2 pseudogenes are annotated in these 687 nt (G+C 58.4%); both read left to right on the forward strand.

Features of this window, described 5'->3' with window-relative positions:
* Positions 1–384 (forward strand): annotated as a pseudogene (locus tag ACWTU8_RS31785) (nitrilotriacetate monooxygenase); the annotation flags it as partial.
* A gap of 159 nt (positions 385–543) precedes the next feature.
* Positions 544–687: pseudogene (locus tag ACWTU8_RS31790) on the forward strand (LLM class flavin-dependent oxidoreductase); the annotation flags it as partial.

A 687-nucleotide genomic window follows, 5' to 3' on the forward strand; every position in this document is an offset into this window, starting at 1 on the left:
AGGATACCGAGCTCAACAAAAGCCGCCTGAAGCTCGTCTCCGATCTGGTGTCGCGCAACAATTTGACGCTGCGCGAGTTCTATCTCGCGATCGCCACCGCGCGCGGGGCACCGCACGGTGGTGGGCACGCCCGAACAGATCGCCGACGCGATGCAGGATTGGTTCGAGAACGGCGCGGCAGATGCCTTCAACATCATGCCGCCCATACTGCCGACGGGCTTGACCGACTTTGTCGATCAGGTCGTTCCGATTCTGCGCAAACGCGGTCTGTTCCAGCACGAATACGAAGGCAACACGCTCAGGGAGAATCTGGGCCTGCCGCGTCCGCCCAACAGCTTTGCGCTTCAGCCTCACCGTGTGCCTGAAGCGCAAGTAGTGGGATGACGGAGTCACCGCGGCCCGTCACCATTGCCGCATCCGGGAAATGCGCCTGACCGCCTTTAGATGCTCCTGAGCTGACGTCAAACCTTGCGAGATAGCCGTCCCCTTTTCCATCAGATTCCTGGTTCCAACGTTCAACAATCGAATTGCAGATCAAATCGCATGAGTAGCAAATCCGAGTTTCTTTGGTACATCCCCAACGAGGTCAGATCCGGCCATCGGGGCGATTGCGTCGTCGAAAATCACAATAGCCTGCAGACATTGGCGAGCCATGCGAAGGCGCTGGAGGATAATGGCTGGAAGGGT

It is taken from the genome of Mesorhizobium sp. BHbdii (assembly GCF_053848045.1).